This window comes from Pseudomonas sp. S2_B10, assembly GCF_054668425.1.
In genome coordinates, this window is record NZ_CP162768.1 from 3,819,797 (window position 1) to 3,839,086 (window position 19,290).

Annotated in this window: 17 protein-coding genes, 1 other RNA gene and 1 pseudogene; 9 read left to right on the forward strand and 10 right to left on the reverse strand. The window is 50.7% G+C overall.

The annotated features are described in order from the left end of the window. Positions 1-763: 763 nt before the first annotated feature. The 4 genes and pseudogenes from AB4O45_RS16990 to AB4O45_RS17005 all read left to right on the forward strand — a co-directional run. A complete protein-coding gene (locus AB4O45_RS16990) occupies positions 764-1,954 on the forward strand; it encodes an ABC-three component system protein (protein WP_460160343.1) in 1,191 nt (396 codons plus the stop codon). After that, a complete protein-coding gene (locus AB4O45_RS16995) occupies positions 1,951-2,454 on the forward strand; it encodes a three component ABC system middle component (protein ID WP_460160344.1) in 504 nt (167 codons plus the stop codon). The genes AB4O45_RS16990 and AB4O45_RS16995 overlap by 4 nt, the downstream gene beginning before the upstream one ends. Further along, a complete protein-coding gene (locus tag AB4O45_RS17000) occupies positions 2,438-4,420 on the forward strand; it encodes a DUF3732 domain-containing protein (protein ID WP_460160345.1) in 1,983 nt (660 codons plus the stop codon). The genes AB4O45_RS16995 and AB4O45_RS17000 overlap by 17 nt, the downstream gene beginning before the upstream one ends. A gap of 69 nt (positions 4,421-4,489) precedes the next feature. Further along, a pseudogene (locus tag AB4O45_RS17005) lies at positions 4,490-4,723 on the forward strand (transposase domain-containing protein); the annotation flags it as partial. Positions 4,724-4,812: 89 nt separating this feature from the next. Here AB4O45_RS17005 and AB4O45_RS17010 read toward each other — a convergent pair. Both AB4O45_RS17010 and AB4O45_RS17015 read right to left on the reverse strand, forming a co-directional pair. After that, the gene (locus tag AB4O45_RS17010) at positions 4,813-5,130 is read right to left on the reverse strand and encodes a hypothetical protein (RefSeq protein ID WP_460160346.1); all 318 of its coding nucleotides are present in this window, start codon (positions 5,128-5,130) and stop codon (positions 4,813-4,815) included. A 348-nt stretch (positions 5,131-5,478) separates the two neighbouring features. Continuing rightward, the gene (locus tag AB4O45_RS17015) at positions 5,479-6,342 is read right to left on the reverse strand and encodes a phage integrase N-terminal domain-containing protein (protein WP_460160347.1); all 864 of its coding nucleotides are present in this window, start codon (positions 6,340-6,342) and stop codon (positions 5,479-5,481) included. A gap of 1,281 nt (positions 6,343-7,623) precedes the next feature. Between AB4O45_RS17015 and AB4O45_RS17020 the strand changes: the two genes are divergently transcribed. Genes AB4O45_RS17020 through AB4O45_RS17030 form a run of 3 tightly spaced genes read left to right on the forward strand, consistent with a single transcriptional unit; the run spans position 7,624 to position 9,551 of the window. Continuing rightward, positions 7,624-8,280 (forward strand): ADP-ribosylation factor-like protein, encoded by a 657-nt coding sequence (locus AB4O45_RS17020; protein ID WP_460160348.1) that lies wholly within the window; start codon positions 7,624-7,626, stop codon positions 8,278-8,280. Next, positions 8,277-8,759 carry a hypothetical protein gene (locus tag AB4O45_RS17025; protein WP_460160349.1) on the forward strand — a complete coding sequence of 161 codons (483 nt, stop codon included), beginning with the start codon at positions 8,277-8,279 and terminating at the stop codon, positions 8,757-8,759. Before AB4O45_RS17020 ends, AB4O45_RS17025 begins: the two co-directional genes overlap by 4 nt. A 21-nt stretch (positions 8,760-8,780) precedes the next feature. Next, complete coding sequence (locus tag AB4O45_RS17030) at positions 8,781-9,551, forward strand: hypothetical protein (protein WP_460160350.1); 771 nt, start codon at positions 8,781-8,783, stop codon at positions 9,549-9,551. 355 nt (positions 9,552-9,906) lie between these two features. Here the strand turns inward: AB4O45_RS17030 and AB4O45_RS17035 are convergent, their stop codons facing one another. Continuing rightward, positions 9,907-10,980 carry a hypothetical protein gene (locus AB4O45_RS17035; RefSeq protein WP_460160351.1) on the reverse strand — a complete coding sequence of 358 codons (1,074 nt, stop codon included), beginning with the start codon at positions 10,978-10,980 and terminating at the stop codon, positions 9,907-9,909. Between the two features lie 672 nt (positions 10,981-11,652). Here AB4O45_RS17035 and AB4O45_RS17040 point away from each other — a divergent pair. Further along, entirely contained in the window at positions 11,653-13,251 is a 1,599-nt protein-coding gene (locus tag AB4O45_RS17040) for an anti-phage dCTP deaminase (RefSeq protein WP_460160352.1), read from the forward strand. A gap of 16 nt (positions 13,252-13,267) precedes the next feature. Then, positions 13,268-13,444: a hypothetical protein gene (locus AB4O45_RS17045; protein ID WP_460160353.1), complete on the forward strand. Its 177-nt coding sequence runs from the start codon at positions 13,268-13,270 to the stop codon at positions 13,442-13,444. Positions 13,445-13,844: 400 nt separating this feature from the next. On the opposite strand, the gene AB4O45_RS17050 is transcribed toward AB4O45_RS17045, so the two are convergent. The 7 genes from AB4O45_RS17050 to AB4O45_RS17080 form a co-directional block, all read right to left on the reverse strand. Beyond that, on the reverse strand, positions 13,845-14,090 hold the full coding sequence (locus AB4O45_RS17050; protein ID WP_460160354.1) for a hypothetical protein: 246 nt from the start codon (positions 14,088-14,090) through the stop codon (positions 13,845-13,847). Positions 14,091-14,465: 375 nt separating this feature from the next. Further along, positions 14,466-14,807, reverse strand: a complete 342-nt coding sequence (locus tag AB4O45_RS17055) for a hypothetical protein (RefSeq protein ID WP_460160355.1) — start codon at positions 14,805-14,807, stop codon at positions 14,466-14,468. After that, positions 14,791-16,182 (reverse strand): YfjI family protein, encoded by a 1,392-nt coding sequence (locus tag AB4O45_RS17060; RefSeq protein WP_460160356.1) that lies wholly within the window; start codon positions 16,180-16,182, stop codon positions 14,791-14,793. Before AB4O45_RS17060 ends, AB4O45_RS17055 begins: the two co-directional genes overlap by 17 nt. Positions 16,183-16,593: 411 nt before the next feature. After that, complete coding sequence (locus AB4O45_RS17065) at positions 16,594-17,850, reverse strand: integrase domain-containing protein (protein WP_460160357.1); 1,257 nt, start codon at positions 17,848-17,850, stop codon at positions 16,594-16,596. A gap of 184 nt (positions 17,851-18,034) precedes the next feature. Further along, positions 18,035-18,423: a transfer-messenger RNA gene (ssrA, locus tag AB4O45_RS17070) on the reverse strand. A 95-nt stretch (positions 18,424-18,518) separates the two neighbouring features. Then, positions 18,519-18,794 carry a hypothetical protein gene (locus AB4O45_RS17075; RefSeq protein WP_016771781.1) on the reverse strand — a complete coding sequence of 92 codons (276 nt, stop codon included), beginning with the start codon at positions 18,792-18,794 and terminating at the stop codon, positions 18,519-18,521. A gap of 206 nt (positions 18,795-19,000) precedes the next feature. Further along, complete coding sequence (locus AB4O45_RS17080) at positions 19,001-19,282, reverse strand: hypothetical protein (RefSeq protein WP_041477921.1); 282 nt, start codon at positions 19,280-19,282, stop codon at positions 19,001-19,003. Positions 19,283-19,290: the final 8 nt, after the last annotated feature.

Consider the following 19,290-nt stretch of genomic DNA (forward strand, 5'->3'; position numbering starts at 1 on the left):
GTTCTTTCCTGATCGTTACCACGTAGCAAATGACCCTGTATCCAAATGGCTTCGCTCCACCGGATCGAGCAGCCCTTGGGGAGCAAGCGCCGGTTACAAGTATCTGGAGGAAGCACTCCTTCTTAGAGCGGCATTGGAGAACGCGAAACGGAAAAAAGGTGGTTACCCCGTGGAAAACCTAGCTGTGCTCGATGTGGTGATAGTGCTGAAGATGCAGCGTCGAGGTCAAAGCGAGGAGAACCCATAAGAGGGGTGAATAAAAGCTTAAGTCCAACGAAGACAGCTATGGCGAAATCGAACGCATCGTCTCAGCCGACCAGCTCAAGTGGAAACGCCTTTTCCTCGACACGCTAGATTTGTCCGCGCCGGAGCGCGCGCCGCTGTGCGGTCAGCCCGCACTCGGATCCGCAACTTAGAAGGTGGGGCATTCAACTGGATAATATTCCCACGTCACGGATGCCGGCAAGCGGACATCATGGGTAGGCAATTTATTTCTAAAGCGACGCCGGCGCGCCATGGAATTAGGTTCAGCTCACGGGCCGGTTGAAGCAACGTTCTAGCATTCCATTGGCAACGTTACTAATCAAGAGAGTGTACGGGTGATCGGGCCGCTTGCCCACCCCGGCCCCTATCGGGCAGCACGGAGCCAGTAGTAGCCACCCGACATCATTACAGGTAAATTCATTGCCCCTGCGGATTGGATCCTCTTTCGATCCTGCGCCATCGATCTCGCTAAATGCGAACAACGTCAAGAGAAGGAACGATGAATAGCAACGCGAGCGCAAGCGCAGCGGGCTTCGGCTACCAGTATGAGCGAGCGCTACACAGGATTTTTCATAGCACTCACACAGAGACGCGCTTTGGCATTGAAACAGCTGACGACGTCGAAGAGCAGATACCGCTCTCCAGTGGGACAAAAGTCATTCTGGAACAGGACAAGCTGACCACCGGCGAAAATCATTCACTCCAGGACAGCAGTAAGAACGTCTGGAACACCCTTCGAAACTGGCTCAAAGGATTCGCGGCGGCAAAAAGTGAATTTGCCTCTCTTGAGTTTGTACTGGTGACAAACCGCACAGTGCCCGATGGAACGTTGGTCAGCACTCTTTCCAAGGCTACCACTCCTACATCGGTCGCCGAGGCAATCAAGTCTTTGCGTCAGCATGCCAGTGGAATGTCCGGCTCGGTCGCAGAAATAGCCGCAGAGGTGACCGGCTTCAGTGATGAAGACCTCGCCTTCGTCATCACCCGCTTCCACGTTGCCGACGCAATGGATGACGAGACGCTCAAGGAGGAGATCTACGCCGCTCTTCAGTTTCCAGACGGGCTGGAACATTGCCACGAAACTATTTATCAAAGTCTTTTGGGTCAACTGTTCGCTGACTGCCAAGCCTCGTGGAAACAAGGTATCCCCTTCTGGACAACCTCAAAGCCGTTCTTCACCCGAAAACACATGCTTTTTGAAGCGTTCTTTGAGGAAGCTTGGAGACCGCTGACTCAAGAGCAGACTAACTTTGTACAGTTGATCGAAGAATACGGATCGCTGGGGCTGTCGTTCATAGATCAGCTTGAAAAACTAAATATTCCGCAAAGGCCTATCCAGACGGAGCTGGGCCACTATTGGGCCGCTTACTCCGAGCGTACTCGACTGCTGAAAGCCAACCGGATCCTACCCAGCGACCTGTGTGAGGTTGAGTCCGAATTGAGTGACAGGTGGAAGGCGAATTGCGACGCGCATTGCATTAGGTCAGGCAAAGAACCTGAGGAGTTTGGAGAGGACGACTTCAAGGCGATCTACTTGCAGACATCGACCCCTCCAAGCTTTTCCCTGAGCATCGGTCGCGTCAAATCAAACTTCCGCTATTTGTTCATGGGCACCTACCACCATCAGGCAAATGGAGTCGACACGGATCACCCGATTCATTGGCACACAGCTAAGGAGAGTGATGAATGAGCGCCCCCTATATGGATCGACACCTGATCCACAACAGCTCACTCGCCTGCTTTTTGCTCGCTTACTTCATATCGGAATATGAATCTTCAGGGAACGATCATCCTATCGATCTCCCCAAACTTTTGCTCGTGCTTCCTATCGTTTGGAACCCGGCGAGCAGTGCTGCCCTCTCCAAGCGAAACACTAGCTCAGCCATAGACAACGTCCTTCGTGACACCCCGATTCTGAAGATTGATCTGGAACGTCGTGTTCAGGAATACACGGCCTCAACCTTGCAGGGGTTGAACCTGGCAGTCGCAGCCAAACTGGTAGAGAAGGAGCCTAGTGAAGACGGGGATGTGTTTACCAGTCTCGTCATCCGATGGCCGAAGGGCACCAAAGCGTCGATACCTGCTGAGATGCTCAAAACCACCAAGCAGCTATCCAGCTGGCTAGCCAGCGTCTCTACACCCCAAATCTATAAGCTGTTGTTCGGGATTCCCAATGAAATTCGAGATTAATGCCGTACTGCTGTGGCCACAGAACCAGACGAATCCCATCCGGGAAATCGAATTCGTGCCCGGCAAGATCAACATCATTCATGGCCTGAGCGGCACCGGTAAGTCATCAATTGTCCACATCATCGACTACGCGCTCGGCTCAAGTAAGTGCCAGATCCCGATCGGCTTCATCCGGAACAAGGTTGAATGGTTTGGACTGAAAATCACTATTCGCAACGAAACCTGGATAGTCGCGAGAAGAACGCCAGGGGCAAAACAAACATCCAGCGATTACTACCTCGCCCCATTCATCGGAGTGCTGCCACAAATCTTGCCTTGCAACTTGAACGTGACTGCGTTCAAGGACAAATTTAACGGTCTGGTCAGGATGAGCGACCTGCCACATTCGGATGAAGACAAGCCTTCTCAACTGGACAGTAGGAGCTCGTTCCGGGACATGGCTGCCTTTAACTATCTTCCACAGCACATCGTCGCCAACCCAAACACTTTGTTCTTCAAAACTGACTCCTGGACGCACAAGGAGCGCCTTACGCGAGCGATGCCTTACGCTCTTGGCATCGTGAATGCAGACTACGTCATGACCGAGCGTCGACGTGAGGAAGCAGCCAAGGAAAGGGAGGCCCTCCAGAAGGAGCTTGCAGTTATTGAGCGAACAAAAAACAACTGGCATTACGAAGTGAACAGGATGCTGCACAGCTGCATCGAAATCGGTTTGCTGCCCGCCCAAATGTCCGCATCCATTGAGGGGAAAATTGCTCAACTGCAGTCTGTGGTCGATGCCTATAACGAGAAAAGGCTCGAACATACGCTCCTACAACCCCATCGCCTGCACGTTAACCAAACGTTCGAGACCGCGTTGGCCAAGGAGGTCGCTCAGCAGGAAATCGTGGAAAACCTCGCTACCGACATCAGCGGCTACAGCAGCCTTTCGCAAAGTAGCAAGAAATTTATTGATGCGATCGACACTGAAAAATCCCACGTAATCGGGCTTGAGTGGCTTAAAAAGAACGTTCAGTCCAAGGGTGAGTGTGTGGCGTGCGGCTCGACCACTTCAGTTCTTCCCGCTGTCATTGACAAGCTTGAGGCAAAGGTCAACAAGATCACTCAGATATCGGATGTACTGCAGGAAAACCCGGTAGTCGACAACCGTCTCTCCAGCCTCAAACGCAAACTCTCTGCAGAGGAAAAAACGCTCTCCAAGCTGCGTACTGAAAAAAATGAAATTCTGAACAGGGACGAAAGGCTGAAAAACGCGATTGGTCAGATCTACTTTCTCGCCGGTGATATCTCAGGACTGCTCAAGCGCATCGGCTCAACTTCCGCGGATGCCAATATCCTTGCGCGTCTAAAGGAACTGGATAGGATCATCCGGGGTTTCGATAACACCCTGGGCCTGACAGACCGCACCGAGCAAGAACGCAGGGTCGACTATACAATTGGAGAGTTGATAGGGGACTACGCCGATTCCTTCGGAGGTCTCGAAGCACCCGAGGGATCACAAATCAAGCTCGACAGAAAGGAGTTGACGCTCCGCTTTGACAGCCATGGGAACCGGAAAGATTACCTGTGGGAGGTAGGTAGCGGCGCCAACTGGATGGGCTATCACATTGCAGCCTTCCTCGCGATCCACGAGTACCTGTCGCTTGACGAGAACAAACAGTTGCCGCCCTTCAGCTTCTTGGTGATCGACCAGCCAAGCCAGGTGTATTTCCCAAGCAGCCACAGCGGAGACAACAGCCTTGACGAGGATGTTCAGGAGCTCAAGAGAAAACGACCTACAGATGTGATTGCGACACAGCGCATTTTCAACGTCCTGTCCCAGGGGATCGCGCGTTCAAAGTCCCACCTCCAGATCATTGTTTTGGAACACGCTGGCAAGGAGATCTGGAAAGACATCCCACTCACCCACTCCGTAGAGAACTGGAGCGTCAAAGGTGATGGTTTGATCCCGGCTTCCTGGACTTAATCGTCACAGACTAGCCTCATTTCAGAGACTTTGATCCCTTTAATTTTGACCTGGATCTTCGATTCATTCGACAACAACCAAGTGGAGCGCCAGATCCGGCCATGGGCAGATTAGCGCTCAACCTGATTGTTCGCCGGGGCGTTTCGCAGTGTCAAAAAGGCGGCTACCGTGAGTTTAATCGAGTCGGGACTCATGAACGGGCATGAACCGTATTCCTATCTGAGAGATATGCTGACTCGTTTGCCGATACAAAAAGCGAGTAAAATGGGGCAATGGTTACCGCATCAGTGGCTACCGGCCTGATTTTGTCACGGTGAGTTGGACATGCGCTTACAAAAAAATCACCTGTCGAAGGACAGGTGATTTTCGTGGTCTCAGTAATCGTAAAGAAACTATACGAAAACTTTCATCGCTCCGATCAAGATGCCGATAGTTACGGCGAGCATGGAAGCCATGCGAATGGACAATTTGAGATCAGATTTAGCGATCTCTGCAGTCAACCGATGATCAATTTTGGCTATTTCGGACGTCAGCCGATGATCAGTCTTGGCCAACTCAGTAGTGAGTCGCTGCTCTAAATTGATGAGATCACTTTTCGTTGCGAGTAGTGTGAGCATGTCAGATTCCAATGCTTGGATAACAGCTTCGGCTTTGAGCTCAGGTACGTCGATTGCGCGCAGTGCCTGATACATTGCCAGTTCCATTTTCATTAAGGCCTCCTAAAACAAAAAAAGGCCTTCCCCACGACGGGAAAGGCCCGTCGTGGGTGGGAAAGTCATGCTTCCATCGACATTCAAGTCGACTGTCCGCGCTGCCGGAAGCTATGCGGTCATTTGGTGGATCCTGCGGAGAACCGCAGCGCCGTCTTGAAGATCCTGACGGCTGGGGTGCTGAACGAATCAGCCAGATGCATAGCAAAAATGCCCCTGAGGCCTTTTGCTGTCAATCCGGTAATCGGTTTTCGACTGTTTCCTAATGTTGTATGAGGCTTCTCCCTGTCAGCGCTCACCACCACCTTCAGATTCGGGGTGTTGAGTATTGACGTCGAACGCACTGAACTACCGACCGAGGTAAGTCGCGGTAATTTGTGTTCTCTCATGCCCGAGTTCGCGGCTGATAATTTGTCGAGCGGTACGGTCTTGAGAACGCTGCATTGGGGTCAATTCCTTGGCCGAGATTCCTCCTGCCGCCGGAGCCTTCCATCCTGTCAAAGCTACGTAACGGCTTTGTGCGTAATGATGACGCAGCCCATGCATGTGGCTAAGGCCTGCTGCCTTGCACTGACCATCGTAGGTGTTTCTCTGCCGGATATACGTTTTCTGAGCCGGGATTAATGAGCTGGCTCCCGCTAGCTGATGTGCCGCGTTCAGCACCTCGCGCTGTTGCGAAGTAGTGATCGGAACAAAGCGATCACGCCCACCCTTCGTCCATGAGCCCTTGAGGAGAATGTGATCTCCCTGATCCGCATACTTGGGCTGAAATTTGATCGCTTCTTCACGGCGTAGTCCAAACGCGGACTGAAGTTGGAGACTCATGCGTACATGGGCATCGGTGATCTTGCCAAGGTCTGTTCCCAGTTCCTGAGCTTTGCTGACGTTAGTGACAAAGCACCGTTCGGCCACACCCAGTTGTGTGTTGTCCGCGGGGAGAATGCCAGCCTTGCCGATCTTTTCAGCCCACCATCGAAGGTGCGCAAGCCGATTTTTGATGGTGCCTACTGACAGTCCTTCGCCTTGCCATCGATCCTGCAGTGCCTGTACGTGTTTGCCCTTGAGCGAGGGGGCTTTCATCTGGCGGAAGCCAACCTCACGCAGCTGGCGAGCGATCAGCCCCAATGAGCGGATACGGTCAGCCTGAGTGTTGTGACTGCCATCGCGATTGCGCCGGCAAAGTTGCCGCAGGGTGTAGGTCAAATCGTCCATATCCCATCCACTCACTAGCTTTGTTTTGTGCTGTTGTCCTTTCCTGAAAATCATTGGTAAGTGTTGGTGCCAACTCGCTAGGCGAGATCCCCGAAGGGCAGGGGCATGGTGTTCAGGAAACACCGGTGTCTCGGCTGAGACGTCCGTCTTCCTTCCTGCTGGAAGGTCGGACGGAGGTGGAGCGGGATGAGTTAGTTTTTGATATGGATGAGTACTCCAAGGAAATTGATGGGATTGTTAAGTGGAAGCAGTTGCCATTGCGCAAAGGTCTGCTATTTGGGACAGCGTAGTAGCGGCATATTAGGGAATAGGTCTACAGACAAAGGCGGCTCCGTCCCATGGGTATGGGTCGGTATGCTTCTGGAACCTTGCATACCTGGCTAACTCCATCCAGCTGGATCAGCGCTTGCAGGAGTTTTGCGCTGTTGGGATGACGACTCTCGAACCTGTCGTCATAGGTTTTTGCTGGGCCAGTGTATGGGGGCATCATCATGTATGCCGCACGTTTTAGGATTCAGGATTTGCCCGTGATGTTGAGGCGTCGGCGGGGCCGTCACTGCGGTTTGCAGTGACGGCCCTTCTCATGAGTTGCGCTTTATTGGGCAGGGACAGCAGCTGTGATAGATGCATATTCATCGACTGCCTGTGGTGCTGACGCGGCCTTCGGCCTTGTCGGCTCCCTGCGCAGGTGCGGCATGGTCCCCAAGCCACGCCTGCGCAGGGAGCTGTGGGAAAGGCGGAGTGCGGAGTTGCCTTGGCGATTGACGCCGTGAATCGCATAGGCGTGCAAGTCGACAACATTGATATCCAGGTTGACCGAGAGCTTTCTGCCGAAGGTCTGGGGGGATGATAACTAGCAGTTAAAATGGGGTGGTTAGGGGGGGCTACCGTTTCGCGACGGGCAGAAAACGGCCAAAAGCGGACGTTAGTGAGTTACCACTTTCGACCCATTGCGGACATTCATCCCAAGGCTGTAGGTTCAGAGTTTGGCCAGGAGTCGGGGCGCTCGTTATGACGTTTTCAACGTGAGAGATCAATCCTCCTCGCGGAGTGCTTTGATTCGACCGTGCTTTCCGTTGGCAAGAGCAGAATGCATCCACTGCGAATGGTATTATGGGGTCTACTTGGACATTTGTTTCGTAAGCTTTTGGCGACCCTCCGCCTTCGGCCCCAACTGACAGCAACAGCGGCGGGTCAAATCTATAGACAGCCTTCACCAACAACTAAAGTATCTGGTTAGGTAGCCGAAAACTGCTTAAGCACCACGGATTGGAATCTCTCATGAGCATGTTCGACGACGTCATTGAAGCAATTCTCTCGCCTTTCACAATTATAACTGACGCTTGGGACAAAATCGTAATCAAGATTTCGGGGAAGAGAATCGCCGTGCTTGGAGCGAGGGGTGCCGGAAAAAGCACTTTGCTACATTTTCTGAGCACTGGCACCCTCAATACAGTTAATGCCCAAACAGTTTCGAATGAGAGAGTTGCGTCCAATCGACTTTCTTTGCAAGATTTAAAATTCGAACTCAAAGCAACGCTTGACGTCCCTGGTGGCGCAGATGCTAAAGAGGATTGGCATAGGCTATACAAAACAGCTGACTACGCCCTGTACCTAATCAAAGCCTCTTGTATTGATGTTGGTCGTGTCCAGCGAGACCTAGGGCTTGCAGAAGTGTGGCAGAAAGCGCTGAAGGACAACGGCAAGAAAGCACCGACTCTTATAGTGATAGTCACTCACATGGATAAAATTGATGGCTATCTTACTGCCAGCTCTGCGGTCAAGGGAGACTTTAGAGACGACTTCATAAGAGTGCAGCTTGAGGCCGGGCTTTCTAAGCTAAATGCACGACCAAAAGTAATCCTCGGATCATTTGATGTCGACTCCAGAATGAAGTCGACAGTTCAGCATTTAATCCAGGTTATGGGGACTGTATGAAGGCTCTAGCGTTTTACGCGCAGGCGCTCGACAATAGGTCTGGCGACACTATGCTCAACGAAAATAGCGAGATAATTTCAGTCTCAGAACAGAGACAGAAAACCTTGTCGAAAATATCCCATGTGACCGCAGACGGGAAACTAGCAGCCTCTGGAGATGGATGGAAAATATTCCATCTTAAAAATTATTTCGTAGCGCAGATAATAACATCCGAAAGTGATTCGCTCGGAAGATCGGCACCGATTGTGTGTTTGATTGATAGTCAAAATAGTCCTGATGATGTTGATGTTAATATTCAAATGAAAACGTTTCTATCCCGAGTAAACCGAACCGTCGATGCACCAAAACTAGATGAGCTTCTCCATAATCTGCGAATTTATCAAAAAAAAAGATATCAACGCAATTCTTTGGCAGGAGGCATGAGATGGATCCAGGAAATAATCAGCTGGATAGTTAGATTCATTAATAGTCGCCACTAGTAAGCGAGAGTAAAAATCTGAATGTCATTGTTTCCGGAACTTCACTCCAAGCGCAGAGCGATCTTAGTCCTTAACGAGTCAGATATCGAGCTCTGTCGCTACGACTTGCCACCAGAGGAACGGAGTTTTTTATATAGTGAAGAAGCGTTTGTTTTGCCGACCTCCGCGCTATCTTCAAAAGAAGAATGCCTTGCCCTGACCAACATCCTTGACTCTGATCAGGTGAGGCATGGCAATATACTTATCCAAAGCCCCTACGATAGAGACGTATATGCGGAACTGCCGGAGGCTAAAGAAGTATTTTCAATGGAAAAAATGCGCCACTTTACTAGGCTTTGCCAGATTCTAGGTGCGTCAAAGGTGCAGATCAAGCAAGTGGACATTACAAAAGAAGGGGCAACCTCCACTCTCAATCTAGAAGGCCGAACTACTCTAGCGACAGCCGAAGTATGTTATGAAAGCTCAATTTCAAAAGTTCTAAAAAACGTATTTTCAATTAGCAGTAGCTATTCCGGCGCACAACCTGACATTACAGGAGCCGAGCAGTACCTCCGTAAAAACCTGCTTTGGAATGACTCTGTGCTACGTGGGCTCGTAGAGCAGCGCGGCCATCAAAGCAACCAAATAAAGGAACAAAATATTTGTATCAACCTAACAAGGGAAGCCAATAAAAGCCTGAGCGTGGCCGCAAAGTTAAATTTACCAATAAAAAATATTGGAATTCAAGCAGACTATAGAGAGGTCGCTAGTGCCTCAGAGGAATTAAGCTTAACAATGAGCGTGGTTTTTTAATACCGCACTTACTTTTGGGATCGCTTGATGTCCGCCTTGGCTCGCTAGCGCTTAGCCCTTCCTACATTTCGTAAACAGCCATCCTGCTCAGTTTATACGGTTGTCGGCTAATAGCCGATTGCCCCCCCACCACCAAGGATAGCGTTGGGCCGATATCAGCCGATCACGACTGACTTCGTCCGCTTACGACCCTTCGATAACATTCATAGTATTTTATACCACGTCGGAAGGGCAGGTCGAAACACAGTCAGGATCACCGCCTTTATAGCTGCATAACTAGATCTTGATTGACCAAAAATACTTCGCAATCATTAAGTAAATAACGAGGAAAAAGCTCTAAAACTGGAACTTGCAACTACCGTTTTGGAACGATGGAGGCAATGGTTTTCGCTACCTCTATAAAATGATCTTTATCCATTTGCATTTTTTGTATTTCAACGGTAGTTTGCCCTTTCTCAATAATTTGATTTCTTTCCGTAGCCGCAACAGCCTCAATTACTTTATTCATCATGTTTGAATCTTGACTTCTTAATGCTGCCATCAACGCGATGTGCTTTGACTCTAGATTAGTCAGCTCGTTTTGAAAGTATTTTATTTCCGAGAGCCCTGCCTTATAGAGTCGCAAGAAAAAATATGCAAAAACCTCTACAAAAACGACCAATGAAAGTCGTGGCGTAAAATTAATCAAGTATTCCATTGATCCAAGTGGGAAGTCGTTTTTCATAAATATGAAAGCCGTAAGTAAAAACAGACCAATTAAGGTTGTGACCACCCCTAGTGTTAGATTTGTACTGCCTCTTCGCCCTAGCGTTTCGATTTCACGCTCCAATCTTATTGAGGTTTTTTGGTGCGCCTGAGTGAGCTTTGCCTCGGCCCCATCAATCCCAAGTTCTTTTTCATACACTTTTCGAACGTCGTTTAACATTTCGCTACCTACGCTCGTAGTTAGCTTTTCCTTCATCTGATCGAAAAGCTCATCGATAGCTCCAGGGGAAAAATCTAAACGATTCTCTACTTCTTGAAGTTGCGCCTCAAGCGCAGTGAGTTTTTTGTGGACGCTCTCTAACTCATGACTATTTTCAGTGCTGATGTAATTGCCAAAATTACCCGACCTTATCTCATGGTTATAATTATAGTCATGAAGTGTGTCCTCGTAGTCATTTTTAAAACCTGTTTGCAAATACCAATACAACAAATACCCACCCCCTGCAACCATGCAAGACAGTGCTAATGAAATAAGCGTTGGGTAGGGGGATAAATACACACCATAAAACTGAAACACTTCGTTATTTAAGTATGGGAAATATTGAAGTCCAAATAGCAAAAGCATTCCAAGTGCGATAGGCACTACCGACATTACGATTCGTTGACGCTTGCGGCGCTCTAGATGCACTTTGTATTTAATGAATGGGTCATCAGCAATTTTCATTCCATATCCTTTTTTAGACTTTTTAAAAAAAACGACTCGTCAGAATCTGTTGGCCTGAGCTGAGGATGGCACATTGCCAAAAGAATGCAATTTAAAGTGTTCTCAAGGAAAAAACAATCTATTGGAAGATATATTATTTTTTGGAATCGACTTTCCTATACGTGACCAGGCTAGCGAGGGAGGTGCGAGGCCGGTGGATACACAGGAAAAATTTGAACTCGTGAATAATTGATCCCCGGTTCAAACTATATTCCCTGAGCGAAGCTAAAGTGAGCTCGACCAACTCTTAGACCTAATTAATAATAAGCGATTTTCTATGTAGTGTTGAAGTTTGCGCGTCTATGCGAAATCTGAAAATCATCGGCTGCTCAGCCGATCTGGATTTTGCTTAGAAATTCGATTCTCAGTACAACACTGGGTTCCAATCGCGCTGAAAATCGTTTTTACACAGCCGCGGCCAGTAGCAGCCGTTCACAGCTGAGTGCTTTGGAGGTTTGGAAGCACCGAAGCGAAAGAATCTCTCAGCCGAAGTAATTCGCCTTCCGGCAACAGGATATTTGAGAAAAAATAGCTAAGGTAAAGGTTGGAGACGCAGGCGTCGCGAACCGATAAGTCATCCTGCTCTCCGTTTACGCATCCTTCAGACCGATAAAACCAAAACTTGGTGATGTGATGGCCGAAAAATCCACAGGAGGCAGAAGCCGAAATCGGCGAAAACTTGATCAGGGCTCGCCCCCCGGAGTGGAGGTCTCGTCTTTAACTCCCAAGAAAGACCCCGAACTGGTCTTCGGGTTAGTAGGGCCGATTGGCGTAAACCTTGACCCCGTTATCGCGGTATTGAAAAGCCAACTTAATGGCCTTGAGTACACTCCTCATGTCGTGAGGCTCAGCGAACAGATAGAAAGCTTTTTTGATATTTCTCACAGCTCAAAGCCTGAAGCTGAACGCATAACAGCGCTAATGGACGCGGGAACGAGACTCAGGGTTGAGGGTAACGAGGGCGCCGCAGTAGCGATGCTGGGATTAGCAGCAATCCGCCAACTTCGAGATGACCACAGCGGTGGGAAGCCCTCAAGACACGCGTTTATTTTGAGGTCATTGAAGCATCCTAAAGAAGTTGAAATGCTCCGAGCCGTGTATGGAAAAGGATTTTTTCTTATTTCGGTCTACTCACCTCGCGATGTCCGCGTAACCGCGCTATCTGAAAAAATAAGCAGGTCCCAGTTCGGAGTAGGGACTAACCCACGTGCGATTGCCGAGGCATTAGTTCAAAAGGACGAACAGGAAGAAAGCATCCCTCTGGGTCAAGATGTAAAAGATGCTTTTCCCTTAGCTGACCTTTTTGTCGACGGGAGGAACAAATCAACCATAGATTTTCAGATAGGTCGTTTTCTACAACTCATATTTGGGAATTCCTTCCTCACACCCTCACGCGACGAGCATGGCATATATCACGCTAGATCTGCCGCGCTGCGGTCAGCAGATCTAAACCGACAAGTTGGTGCTGCTATCTTGAAGCCAGAGGGAGATATTATCGCAGTAGGATGCAACGACGTCCCTAAGTCCGGAGGCGATTTGTATTGGCCGGGGGATAAAGATGACGCTCGTGACTTCCAAAAAGGTGTCGACTCAATGGCAGACGAGCGGGTACAGGTTTTGGGAGAAATGCTCGAGCGCCTAAATACAAATGGCTTACTTTCAGCCAAGGCAACAGAACAAGATATTAGCTCACTGGTACAAAATTTGATTTCCGGGACAGACAAAAAAATACTAAAAAACAGTAGGATAATGAATATTCTGGAGTTTGGCAGGAGCGTTCACGCTGAAATGGCTGCGCTGATGTCAGCCGCACGGTTAGGAGTGTCCGTCGCTGGAGCGACGCTGTACTGCACGACATTTCCCTGCCATATGTGTGCTCGGCATATTGTGGCGAGTGGTATCAAGCGTGTCGTTTATATCGAGCCGTATCCGAAGAGCAAAGCCAAGCAGTTACACCAGGACTCGATTAGCATTGATGCGCCGACCGCATCGAGAACCCAGGTGAATTTTGAGCCGTTCCAAGGCATCGCCCCACGTCAGTATCAAGAAATTTTTGAGCCGAGTCGGCCGCGTAAAGATGACGATGGGAGGGCCGTAGACTGGCGGGAAATGGGTCATCAGCCCCGTATCGTTCGGTATATTGACACCTACCTTCAGCTTGAACAACTGATAGTCGGTCGTGAAATTCCAAACCTTCTTGGGAAACTGGATGTTAAACTCTCAGCAGACTAAATACGGAGTGGGGAAAATGAAAAAGTCAAGTGTATTGGCGCAGCAGGTCATCAAAGCTCAACAAGCCATGCAAGAATGGCCAGAGTCAATTAGATCAGGGCTGAGACTAGAAAGTTCCGTCAATTTTATTGTTCGTGATTCTAATGAGAAACAAGAGCCTGCATCAGGCACGAAAATTCGTAACACCCGGTGACCCCATTAATTTTTAAACATCTCTGGCCAATATAACGGTCGCTGTTTTTTTTGATGGCGACCTTTTATTATCTTGTCACGCTTAGATAGTGATTAAATAGGTAGTATTTTAGATGTTGGGGTGAAGTACTTTTGATTTTCTATACATCCAATGCAGCGCCCCCTAAGTAGCCCCGGCATGCTTCCCGATATTGCGCCCCATAGGACATAGTCAGCAACTATTTCTTAGACTAAGTGTGTCCGCTTCTGGCCGATAGCTGCCCCTAGCCACTCATGCACTTAGCCAGCGGGGCACGGCCTAGTCGACACTGCCTGCGCGGTCCAGTGACTGGAAGTGGAGCAATAAAAAACCACCTGTCCTGGAGCAGGTGGTTCTCGGTGTTGCTGGAAGAGAGCCTTTGTCAGCGGATAAACGCAATCCCAGTGAAGAGAGTCGCCACCACGAGTGAGAGCATCACGCCAATATCTATAATGAGACTCTCCCGAAGCCAGGACAGCTCTGCCCGAAATTGTTCGAAGTCGGGACCAGATGTACCTGGAAAGGATGAATGCATATCAGAATCCATCGCTCGGATAACTGCTTCGATTCGCTGCTCAGGCACGTTAATCGCCTTTAGGGCTTTGTACATTGCCAGTCGATTTTTCATTAAGGCCTCCAAAATTATAAAAGGCCTGCCCCAAGACGGGGAGGCCCGTCTTGGGTGAGGGAAAATCATGCTTCCGTCGACATACAGGTCGACTGTCCGCGCTTCCGGAAGCGATGCGTTTTGGGAGGATCCTGCGGGAAACCGCAGTGCCGTCTCGAAGATCCTGGCGGCTAGTGTGAGCTTCTAAATTGCATCCACTGACATTTGCCGTCAATCCGAAAACCGGCTATCGAGTGCTTCCTAATGTTGGGCGCAGAGTTGTCTGCATCCGATACTTTCGTCTTCTGAATTTGGCGTAGCCCGCAAGCCTTTGATCAGTCAGCAGTTGGAGATAGCCATCGTCATGGTTCTCACGCTGATCGATCCTCACCCTAATCATCCATTTTCATTCGTTTGAAGGAAGAGAAGCACAGCTTTCCAGCATCCGTTGATTTGCTCCAGCTGATGCCAGTGTCTCGGTCGGATGTGCAGAGTGTTTTCATGGAGGTGCAGCACCACCCCGTCATTACGCAATTGCTGGATGAGCAGTTTGATGTCGACACGATCTGAGTTGGATGCGGCGACAGCGGCGACAGCGGCGACACTGGCGACAACCTGCGGGATGCCACGGTTGGCATCTGGCGACAGATTGGCGACGGACGTGGCGACACACCGCAGGACAGGGGGCGTCCGATTTTTCGAATGAAAGCGGCGTACTGCGTCATTCAGACGGAACACGGCACACCTCGAAAGTCTTGGCGTCTTGGCATTTCACACAGTTCGCTGTGAGTAACTCAACGAGGAGCGTGGCGGTGTGCTTACAGCTCTTGCGTGCAAAGCGAGGGCCGTTGCGATTGATGTCTCGGATGGTAAAGCGGGTCCAGCCTTTCTGTTTCAGCCAGCGTAGCAAACGATCCGCTTCTTCTCTTAGAGGGTTAACCGGCTCTTGCTCAGTCAAACGCTGGATCTCGGCGAGGTAATAGTCCATTAGCGTTGAAGCGCGCTGAATATGCTCCTCGTTCAAGGCAGTGGCTTCTTCGATTACCGCCAGAACCCCCGCGATGCGCAGAATATTGGCAGCAGCTTTACTCGCGACGGACTGAACGCCGGCCAGCTCACCGAACTCGCCAGACTGGCACTCTATGGTGTCGTGAATATCAATCCAGGCCATGCGGGCGCTATGCGTCAATTCCAATGTCGTGAGCTTGAGCGATCCGTCCTTGTTGGTTGCTAACGGTTTCTTCAGCAGATCAGTGATATGCGTTTGGTAGCGTTGGATCTTGGGGTCTTGCGTCAGATCTACTGCCTGGTACAGGCGCTGACCGATCAAACGTTCGGGCCAACTGATCAGGAATCTGCCGAGCACACCTTGGCCATTGATCATTGGATCTTTGAGGAATTGGTGAGCCAGGCACGGCTGCAGCATCAGATGCATGCTGAGACGACGATCATAGGCTCGCAGGCTTTCCCCGGGCGAGGACCGTGTCCGATCAATCGGACTGCCATCCCATATTTTCGACAGTGTGGTGATTGCTTTGAGCTGGTTCTCTTTACTCATGGTGCTGCCACCGAGGAATTGACCACCTTCGTCATTGAACAAGCCCATGCTTGGTAGCCCATAACGCAAGTTTTTTGTGAGGCCTTCGATGGTAGGGTCGGTGGAAATCAGTCTGGGCTGGACGGGGTCGGAGAGTTCACAGATTTCATGCTTTGCCTGTCGCTGGGCCTTGGCCGCAAGGCGGATGGCAGATTGGTAGGCATTGAGCTTTTCCGTGTACACAGACCACTGCTCTCGCTCCCAGTTATGCGCTGCAGAGAGAGCTTGATGATCCACTGCACTTTTACGGTCGCCTGATGATGCGATCGTTAGCAAATACAGAGACAGCGGATAGGTGCGGCCATCGAGTTGTACGTTAACGTGGCCTTGAGTCACTAGAGCCGCAGTGGCCAGCACCGATTGTGCGGCCATGGCTTTCGGTGCTCCGATGACCTCTGCCATCCGTTCTACCGCGCCCCCCAGGAGTTCACCGAGCGCTTCGACCGGGTAGGTCAATGGTTGGGGTCGATAATCCAAGAGAGGGCTCGGTGGATCGCATTTTTCGCACAATTGCATCGACAACAATCTCCTAGGACGTCAGATTTTTCATCGTTACTGAGGAGAAAGCATGCCGATGCGTCGTAGTCTCAGCGTTCTACAACTACTCGGTATCGTCGTTTACTGCTCCTCTTGAGGCGTTGGTGTACTCCGCGCTCGACTCGCGATCAACCGGGACATCGGGGAGTGCAATTGACGTAGAAGACCTTGGATCTCGGTAGCTCTAGATAGATTTATGACCTTTTGTAAGATCGTCGAGCGAGCCACTTCAAGCGTTGCGGTGAAGCCTTCCCGGTCGCAGCGGCGTTAGCGGAAAAGTAGGTTCGATACTGGTGGTGGCGACGGCCGCCAGTGTGTCGCCTCGCCCGTGGTCAGATCAGACGAGGGTTGTCGCCGCTGTCGCCGCCGTCGCCATCAAGTTGACTCTGATTAACGAATCGAGACGACTTTCTGGCTTCTGTTTTCATGGGTTGCTGCTATTGAAAAGTCACCCGTGGCCGCTTTTTGAATGTGCTCGCTCCACCAGGCCATCATTGGGCGTCGACGCTCAATGTAGTCCGCGCGGTTGTAAGCGCTTCTGACCTCATCTTTGTCGACATGAGCCAGGGCAACCTCAATCAATTCGGCGTCCCAGGCATGCTCGTTCAGGATGGTGCTCGCCATGGAGCGCATTCCGTGGCTTACGAGTCGCCCCTCAAACCCCATCCGCTTCAGCGCCATGTTGGCGGTCTGGCTGTTGCAATGAGTGCGGGGGTTACGGTCGGCGGGAAACACGTACTCCCTGTGTCCGCTGTAGGGCTTGATCGCTTCCAGAAGCGCCAAAGCTTGCTCCGTGAGCGGGATGATGTGTGTGCGGCGTTTCTTCATGCGCTCCGCTGGGATCGTCCAGATCTTCTTATTGAAGTCGATGTCAGCCCATCGAGTGGTTGCAGCCTCTGCTGGCCGAGTGATCGTGTGGAGCTGCCATTCGATGAGGCATCGGGTGGTTCTTTTGATGCTGGCGTTGGCAATTGCCACCATGAGTTCATTGAGCTCATCCGGGGGCAATGCCGCCATGTTTTTCTTCCTTGGTTTTTTGAAGACCGATCGAATTCCGCTCAAGGGGTTGGCATGAATGAGTCCGTAGTTCACCCCGTAAGTCATGATTTCGTTGAGGCGTTGGGTCAGGCGCTTGACCGTTTCCAAGCTGCCTTTGGTTTCAAGTGGCCTAAGCAACTTGATGACCTGAGGCGCGCTGATTTCAGAAATCGGGGTCGCTTGTAGATCCGGGAAGATGTGCAGCGTGAGCGAGCGCCAGATGTCTTCAGCGTAGGCGGTTGTCACGGAGTCTTTCTTCAGTTCAAACCAGGCTGTCGCGACGTTTTGAAAGGTGTGCTCTGTCGCAGCTTTTTTCGCTTGGCGATCTGCATCGCGTTGCTCTTTTGGGTCCAGTCCTTGGGCAACCAGCTCCCTGGCTTCAACCGTGCGTTTTCGCGCATGAGCCAGGCTGAGTTCCGGGAATGTCCCCAGTCCCATGTTGATCCGTTTCTTGGTCACGGGATGGATGTAGTTGAAATTCCAAAGCCTCGAACCGTTGGTTCGGACTCGTAACTGAAGGCCGTCGCCGTCGGTCAATGTGTAGTCTTTGTCCTTGGTCTTGGCGGCTTTGATTTTTAGGTCTGAAAGGCGTGTTGCTCGGGCTCCCATGGGTACTCCAACGCTGTTTGTGTATTCCAAAATTTACCAGTCACGGGCTTGGAATACGCCTTGGAATACATTTCAAAATGGATCTGCCTGAAGCGCTGTGGAGCTCAATAGCCCTGAAACCCCCGTATTTACGGGATTTCAGGCACAAAAAAAAGACGTCCGTGGACGTCTTTAGATGATGAAGTGGTGGAGCCGGGGGGATTTGAACCCCCGTCCGCCAGTACTCCGCTGTCGGTACTACATGCGTAGCCGTGTCTATTAAGTTAACCCTCAGCGACCCGACGGGCAGGGTGCTTTGGGCGAGTTGTGTAAGTTTTAGCCGCTTCGTCCACAACGTACTGCACGGCGATTCTGTTCTATATGACAATCATTTCGGGTTTACAGACATCCCCTGATGATTGCTGGACCCGAAGGTACCAGGAGCATTGTCAGCTGCAATTAAGCAGCGAGAGCAACACCGTATTGGTCGTCATTGGCAACTATAAGTAGTTGCAACAGTGGATTTACGACTTCTGTTACCAAGTCGGCATGCACCTAGAGTTTCGCAACCGGCGTCGAATCCTAAACGGCCCCGAACTCATTGCCCGGTGAATCTGTTCGGGCAACAAGCGTGCACAGTGTACGTCAAAACGCTTGGCAGGCCAACCCGAAGGTTGGCCTGCGGGACATCAGTTACGCGTCGGGTTACGGATCTGCATCTTGCTGATGATGCCGTTGGTAACCTCGATGCATTCCTTGTCGTTGCCGGACGCCTGGGCCGCAGTGGCTTTTTCCTGTGCTTCCTTGATGTTATTCATGGAGCTTTCAGGAAGGGACGGCTGGCTGGTGACGAAATCTTTGATGCTTTGAAGATTCCCGGCGCAGAGGTCTTTGTCCGCCGCGAACACCGGCGAGGCCAGAAGTGCACCAGTGATAAACAATCCAGCAATTGCAGAATGCTTCATGGGTATCTCCTTGAACGATGGGGGCTCGGTGCTGCCGGACGGTTTGGCCGCGATGCCGAGGTCAAGACAAGCGAGGTCAGTATAGGACCTGTCTGGTTGACCGCTTCGCTGCGCAGGAATTCGGTTTTATTTGCAACGAATGTCAAAAGGCCAGATCGGTCGGCCAGGTGCCGATGCAGCCGACCTGTAAAAGGTCGGCGCATGAATCATTTTTTGGTGTCACCGGTAGCGTTTTGAATGTCCAGCAGGGTTTGCTGTGTTTCAGCGAGGCAGTCGTCAATCTTGCCTTGTGCTTTCAGGGCGCGGGCTTTGCTGACACTGGCCGATACGCGCGCATTCAGGTCTGTCGACGTCAGGTATTGGGATTTTGCGCTATCGATTCTCTGCAGATTGGCATCGCATAAATCGCCAGGTTTTTCAGCGGCGAACGAAGTGGACGCCATCATCGAGGCAGTGACAAACAGACCTAACATTACAGAGCGGTTCATGTGTATCT

Bases quoted from the DNA above. Each gene is read 5' to 3' on its own strand.
- AB4O45_RS16990 (WP_460160343.1), top strand. From the start codon at position 764: ATGAATAGCAACGCGAGCGCAAGCGCAGCGGGCTTCGGCTACCAGTAT.
- AB4O45_RS16995 (WP_460160344.1), top strand. From the start codon at position 1,951: ATGAGCGCCCCCTATATGGATCGACACCTGATCCACAACAGCTCACTC.
- AB4O45_RS17000 (WP_460160345.1), top strand. From the start codon at position 2,438: ATGAAATTCGAGATTAATGCCGTACTGCTGTGGCCACAGAACCAGACG.
- AB4O45_RS17010 (WP_460160346.1), bottom strand. From the start codon at position 5,130: ATGAAAATGGAACTGGCAATGTATCAGGCACTGCGCGCAATCGACGTA.
- AB4O45_RS17015 (WP_460160347.1), bottom strand. From the start codon at position 6,342: ATGGACGATTTGACCTACACCCTGCGGCAACTTTGCCGGCGCAATCGC.
- AB4O45_RS17020 (WP_460160348.1), top strand. From the start codon at position 7,624: ATGAGCATGTTCGACGACGTCATTGAAGCAATTCTCTCGCCTTTCACA.
- AB4O45_RS17025 (WP_460160349.1), top strand. From the start codon at position 8,277: ATGAAGGCTCTAGCGTTTTACGCGCAGGCGCTCGACAATAGGTCTGGC.
- AB4O45_RS17030 (WP_460160350.1), top strand. From the start codon at position 8,781: ATGTCATTGTTTCCGGAACTTCACTCCAAGCGCAGAGCGATCTTAGTC.
- AB4O45_RS17035 (WP_460160351.1), bottom strand. From the start codon at position 10,980: ATGAAAATTGCTGATGACCCATTCATTAAATACAAAGTGCATCTAGAG.
- AB4O45_RS17040 (WP_460160352.1), top strand. From the start codon at position 11,653: ATGGCCGAAAAATCCACAGGAGGCAGAAGCCGAAATCGGCGAAAACTT.
- AB4O45_RS17045 (WP_460160353.1), top strand. From the start codon at position 13,268: ATGAAAAAGTCAAGTGTATTGGCGCAGCAGGTCATCAAAGCTCAACAA.
- AB4O45_RS17050 (WP_460160354.1), bottom strand. From the start codon at position 14,090: ATGAAAAATCGACTGGCAATGTACAAAGCCCTAAAGGCGATTAACGTG.
- AB4O45_RS17060 (WP_460160356.1), bottom strand. From the start codon at position 16,182: ATGCAATTGTGCGAAAAATGCGATCCACCGAGCCCTCTCTTGGATTAT.
- AB4O45_RS17065 (WP_460160357.1), bottom strand. From the start codon at position 17,850: ATGGGAGCCCGAGCAACACGCCTTTCAGACCTAAAAATCAAAGCCGCC.
- AB4O45_RS17075 (WP_016771781.1), bottom strand. From the start codon at position 18,794: ATGAAGCATTCTGCAATTGCTGGATTGTTTATCACTGGTGCACTTCTG.
- AB4O45_RS17080 (WP_041477921.1), bottom strand. From the start codon at position 19,282: ATGAACCGCTCTGTAATGTTAGGTCTGTTTGTCACTGCCTCGATGATG.